This window comes from Phormidium tenue FACHB-1052, from assembly GCF_014696675.1.
Taxonomy (GTDB): domain Bacteria; phylum Cyanobacteriota; class Cyanobacteriia; order Phormidesmidales; family Phormidesmidaceae; genus Nodosilinea; species Nodosilinea tenuis_A.
This window is the reverse complement of record NZ_JACJQN010000036.1, coordinates 1-5,355: the sequence shown is the minus strand read 5'-3', so window position 1 is coordinate 5,355 and position 5,355 is coordinate 1. Positions and strand designations below refer to the sequence as shown.

Annotated in this window: 2 tRNA genes and 3 rRNA genes; all 5 read right to left on the bottom strand. The window is 52.4% G+C overall.

What is annotated here, in order from left to right:
- Positions 1–7 precede the first annotated feature (7 nt).
- Positions 8–124, bottom strand: a 5S ribosomal RNA gene (rrf, locus tag H6G07_RS25950).
- A gap of 109 nt (positions 125–233) precedes the next feature.
- Positions 234–3,116 (bottom strand): 23S ribosomal RNA (locus H6G07_RS25945).
- Between the two features lie 184 nt (positions 3,117–3,300).
- Positions 3,301–3,376 (bottom strand) — tRNA-Ala (locus tag H6G07_RS25940).
- Positions 3,377–3,381: 5 nt separating this feature from the next.
- A tRNA-Ile gene (locus H6G07_RS25935) sits at positions 3,382–3,455 on the bottom strand.
- Positions 3,456–3,612: 157 nt separating this feature from the next.
- Positions 3,613–5,101 (bottom strand): 16S ribosomal RNA (locus H6G07_RS25930).
- Together the 16S, 23S and 5S rRNA genes with 2 tRNA genes alongside form the textbook arrangement of a ribosomal RNA operon.
- Positions 5,102–5,355 lie beyond the last annotated feature (254 nt).

Below are 5,355 nucleotides of genomic sequence, written 5' to 3'. Positions count from 1 at the left end.
AATAAGGACCTGGCATCGAGCTATTTTGACAAGGGGCAACCCCCTCACTATCTTCGCCGCAGCTGCGTTTCACGACTGAGTTCGGGATGGGTCAGAGTGGGACCACAGCGCCAAAGACACCAGGAAAGCTTAAGAGCTTCAATATTAGGTTGTTTAAGTTCCTTGAAGAACTGAATAGAGAGACGTGAGGCTGCGCACACAGCCATTGTTGAGTTGTTGAAGGACTTGAGTGTGAGGTCAAGCCCTCGGTCTGTTAGTACGCCTCGACTACATCCATTGCTGGACTTCCATCTAGCGCCTATTAACGGGTGGTCTACCCGTGACCTTACTGGCTTATGCCATGGGAACACTCATCTTGAGGTGGGCTTCCCACTTAGATGCTTTCAGCGGTTATCCACTCCGCACTTAGCTACCCTGCGTTTACCGTTGGCACGATAACAGGTACACCAGCGGTGCGTTCTTCCCGGTCCTCTCGTACTAAGGAAGACTCCTCTCAATGTTCCTACGCCTGCACCGGATATGGACCGAACTGTCTCACGACGTTCTGAACCCAGCTCACGTACCGCTTTAATGGGCGAACAGCCCAACCCTTGGGACCGACTACAGCCCCAGGTTGCGATGAGCCGACATCGAGGTGCCAAACCTCCCCGTCGATGTGAACTCTTGGGGGAGATCAGCCTGTTATCCCTAGAGTAACTTTTATCCGTTGAGCGACGGCCCTTCCACGCGGAACCGTCGGATCACTAAGGCCTACTTTCGTACCTGCTCGACTTGTCAGTCTCGCAGTCAAGCTCTCTTATGCCTTTACACTCGATGGCTGATTTCCAACCAGCCTGAGAGAACCTTTGCGCGCCTCCGTTACCATTTAGGAGGCGACCGCCCCAGTCAAACTGCCCACCTGATACTGTCCTCTGCCCGGATAACGGGTCAAAGTTAGAATTCTAGCCTTAATAGAGTGGTATCTCACCAGTGACTCCATAACCCCCACAAGGGCTACTTCATAGTCTCCCACCTATCCTGCGCAATTAAAGCCCGAACCCAATACCAAGCTACAGTAAAGCTTCATAGGGTCTTTCTGTCCGGGTGCAGGTAGTCCGTATCTTCACAGACATTCCTATTTCGCCGAGCCTCTCTCCGAGACAGCTCCCAGATCGTTACGCCTTTCGTGCGGGTCGGAACTTACCCGACAAGGAATTTCGCTACCTTAGGACCGTTATAGTTACGGCCGCCGTTCACCGGGGCTTCAGTCGCTAGCTTCAACTCCGAAGAGCCTGACCAACTTCCTTAACCTTCCGGCACTGGGCAGGCGTCAGCCCCCATACATCGTCTTGCGACTTAGCGGAGACCTGTGTTTTTGGTAAACAGTCGCCTGGGACTCTTCACTGCGACCACCTCTCGGTGGTACCCCTTCTCCCGAAGTTACGGGGCCATTTTGCCGAGTTCCTTAGAGAGAGTTATCTCGCGCCCCTTAGTATACTCTACCTTCCCACCTGTGTCGGTTTAGGGTACGGGCCAATTTGAATTAACGTGGTTCGGGCTTTTCTTGGAAGCCTGACATCAGACACTTCCCCGTCGTAACGGGTCGTACTCGCTCCTCAGCTCAAAACGTTTTCACCGTCTCTCATCACCTCGGAAGCTTAAACCGGTAACCAACATCCGGCTGTCTTAGCCTTCTCCGTCCCCCGCCACAATCCAAATCAGGTACGGAAATATTAATCCGTTGTCCATCGACTACGCCTTTCGGCCTCGCCTTAGGTCCCGACTAACCCTCCGCGGACGAGCCTTCCGGAGGAAACCTTGGGATTTCGGGGTGTAGGATTCTCACCTACATTTTCGCTACTTAAGCCGACATTCTCACTTCTGTACAATCCACGCCTGCTCTCGCTAACGCTTCAACTCATACAGAACGCTCCTCTACCACTTGTATAAATACAAGTCCACAGCTTCGGTAGGATGCTTAGCCCCGTTCATTTTCGGCGCAGGATCGCTTGACCAGTGAGCTATTACGCACTCTTTTAAGGATGGCTGCTTCTAGGCAAACCTCCTGGTTGTCTCTGCAATCCCACCTCCTTTATCACTTAGCATCCATTTGGGGACCTTAGCTGGTGGTCTGGGCTGTTTCCCTTTCGACGATGAAGCTTATCCCCCACCGTCTGACTGGCATTGTGTGCTACGGGTATTCTGAGTTTGACTCGATTTGGTACCGCTCTCGCAGCCCGCACCGAATCAGTGCTTTACCCCCCGTATATAATCAATACCGCTGTGCCTCAACACATTTCGAGGAGAACCAGCTAGCTCCGGGTTCGATTGGCATTTCACCCCTAACCACAGCTCATCCGCTGGCTTTTCAACGCCAGTCGGTTCGGACCTCCACTTGGTATCACCCAAGCTTCATCCTGGCCATGGTTAGATCACCCGGGTTCGGGTCTATAAAATCTGACTATCGCCCTTTTCAGACTCGCTTTCGCTTTGGCTTCGACATTTCCGTCTTAACCTGCCAGACCCTATAAGTCGCCGGCTCATTCTTCAACAGGCACGCTATCACCCGTTTAATCGGGCTCTAACTGCTTGTAGGCTCACGGTTTCATGTTCTATTTCACTCCCCTCCCGGGGTTCTTTTCACCTTTCCCTCGCGGTACTGGTTCACTATCGGTCACGCAGGAGTATTTAGCCTTACGAGGTGGTCCTCGCGGATTCACACGGGATTTCTCGTGCCCCGTGCTACTCGGGATTCAGCTAGTATCGTTAAGTTTTCGACTACAGGACTTTCACCTTCTCTGGTGCATCATTCCAATGCTTCGTCTAACCGCTCGAGTCCATATCGCTGTCCCACAACCCCAGTGGTAAAAACCACTGGTTTAGGCTCTTCCCAGTTCGCTCGCCGCTACTACGGGAATCGAGTTTTCTTTCTCTTCCTACAGCTACTAAGATGTTTCAGTTCGCTGCGTTCGCTCGCGCCACCCTATATATTCAGGTGGCCGTATTTAGGGTTGCCCCATTCGGAAACCTTCGGATCAAAGCCTGCTTCCAGCTCCCCGAAGCGTATCGTCGGTAACCACGTCCTTCTTCGCCTCTGCGTGCCTAGGTATCCACCGTGAGCCCGTTGTAGCTTGACCTTCATTTCATTGGTATCACCCAACAAAATTCACTCTTCTCTCAACGAACTTTGAATGTTCTGTGTGTACTACCTTACACTTCTCTCTTATTCAGTTTTCAAGGTTCTTCGCTAGGCTCTCACCCAGCAGACTATGCCTTGGTCAATCCCAAAACACACTGTGCTGAATTTAATCCATGCTTTCATGGTGGAGGTTAGCGGACTCGAACCGCTGACATCCTGCTTGCAAAGCAGGCGCTCTACCAACTGAGCTAAACCCCCACAAGTGGGCCATCCTGGACTCGAACCAGGGACCTCACCCTTATCAGGGGTGCGCTCTAACCACCTGAGCTAATAGCCCGTGTTTAGTTCCTTATACTCACCCATCTCTGGAGTAGTACAAGAAATAAACCTCAACCATAGTCTAGAAACTCTACTCAAAGCCCTGCTCGACCTAGAGTGACCACTCAATTCTCCTAATAACAATGGTTCGGAGTAATCAAGGGTAGGTCTCCCTAAAAGGAGGTGATCCAGCCACACCTTCCGGTACGGCTACCTTGTTACGACTTCACCCCAGTCATCAGCCCTGCCTTCGGCGCCCTCCTCCGCGAACGGTTAGAGTAACGACTTCGGGCGTGGCCAACTCCCATGGTGTGACGGGCGGTGTGTACAAGGCCCGGGAACGTATTCACCGCAGTATGCTGACCTGCGATTACTAGCGATTCCGCCTTCATGCAGGCGAGTTGCAGCCTGCAATCTGAACTGAGCCACAGTTTATGGGATTTGCTTGCACTCGCGCGCTCGCTGCCCTCTGTCTGTAGCATTGTAGGACGTGTGTAGCCCAAGACGTAAGGGGCATGATGACTTGACGTCGTCCACACCTTCCTCCGTGTTGTCCACGGCAGTCTCTTTAGAGTGCCCAACTTAATGATGGCAACTAAAAACGTGGGTTGCGCTCGTTGCGGGACTTAACCCAACATCTCACGACACGAGCTGACGACAGCCATGCACCACCTGTGTTCACGCTCCCGAAGGCACTCTCTGCTCTCGCAAAGATTCGTGACATGTCAAGCCTTGGTAAGGTTCTTCGCGTTGCATCGAATTAAACCACATCCTCCACCGCTTGTGCGGGCCCCCGTCAATTCCTTTGAGTTTCACACTTGCGTGCGTACTCCCCAGGCGGGATACTTAACGCGTTAGCTACGGTACTGCACGGGTCGATACGTCCAACACCTAGTATCCATCGTTTACAGCTAGGACTACAGGGGTATCTAATCCCTTTCGCTCCCCTAGCTTTCGTCCCTCAGCGTCAGTTGTGGCCCAGTAGAGCGCCTTCGCCACTGGTGTTCTTCCCGATATCTACGCATTTCACCGCTACACCGGGAATTCCCTCTACCCCTACCACACTCTAGCCAACCAGTTTCCATTGCCGATCCACAGTTGAGCTGTGGGCTTTGACAACAGACTTAATTAGCCGCCTGCGGACGCTTTACGCCCAATAATTCCGGATAACGCTTGCCTCCTCCGTCTTACCGCGGCTGCTGGCACGGAGTTAGCCGAGGCTTATTCCTCTGGTACCGTCAGTTCTTCTTCCCAGAGAAAAGAGGTTTACAACCCTAAGGCCTTCGTCCCTCACGCGGCGTTGCTCCGTCAGGCTTTCGCCCATTGCGGAAAATTCCCCACTGCTGCCTCCCGTAGGAGTCTGGGCCGTGTCTCAGTCCCAGTGTGGCTGATCATCCTCTTAGACCAGCTACTGATCGTCGCCTTGGTGAGCCTTTACCCCACCAACTAGCTAATCAGACGCGAGTTCATCCCTAGGCGATATAACATTTCACCTCTCGGCATATGGGGCATTAGCAGTCGTTTCCAACTGTTGTTCCCCTCCTAAGGGCAGATCCTCACGCGTTACTCACCCGTCCGCCACTAACCCCGAAGGGTCCGTTCGACTTGCATGTGTTAAGCACGCCGCCAGCGTTCATCCTGAGCCAGGATCAAACTCTCCATGTTAGTGATTAACTCCAAAAAGCTAATCTCAATTAGTCATTCGTGAAAAATGACCCGAAAAGCATGTCCCGGATACCTCAGTATCCGATTCTGTCTTCCTTCTTGACTCAACCACAGCACAAGTGCTATCGTTAAACCAATTTAATCCTTGACAGGAACCTTGGCTTTGTTTCTAGACTATGTAGTTGTCGAGGTTCGCTAAGCCCTCGGTCAGTCGCGCAGTTCAGCGCGTTTCCCTCAGGCGCTTTATCAATATA